At 64.7% G+C, this 462-nt stretch carries 1 protein-coding gene; it reads left to right on the top strand.

Annotated elements, in window-relative coordinates:
- Nucleotides 1–462: hypothetical protein (locus tag JQK88_RS35650; protein WP_203281274.1), on the top strand; the 462-nt coding region annotated here is incomplete at both ends.

Consider the following 462-nt stretch of genomic DNA (forward strand, 5'->3'; position numbering starts at 1 on the left):
GCCAAGGGCAAGGACGATCCGGATTGGCTGAACAAGTATCAGTCGTTGGAGAAGAGTCTGGCCGCCGACGGGCGCCTGTTGCAGGAGACGCTCGGCGGCTTGAACGCGCTGCCGTCTGAGGTGAAGGCGACCAATCCGCAGCTGATGGACCAGATCAAGGCCATCGCCAACGACGACGACACTTTGCAGGCCTTCGGCCTCGCCGCCGGCAGCGACGACCGTTTCCTGGTCGGCGCCGATGCCGATTCGACCGCGGCGCTGTTCGATACCACCAAGGTGTCGAAGGAAGGCGCCGAGTACCTCAAGCGCCTGTCCAGCCAGGCGATCAACCAGAACGCGATGAGCGTGTTCGCCGATGTCGATCCGGACAATCCGGCCAGCATCGCCGACGGCAAGACCCGCTTGCAGGAGCTGAGCCGTGAGTACGCCGGCGCGCTGGGCAAGGACGCCGAGCAATACGGG

The organism is Mesorhizobium caraganae, from assembly GCF_016836705.1.
Taxonomy (GTDB): Bacteria; Pseudomonadota; Alphaproteobacteria; order Rhizobiales; family Rhizobiaceae; genus Mesorhizobium; species Mesorhizobium caraganae.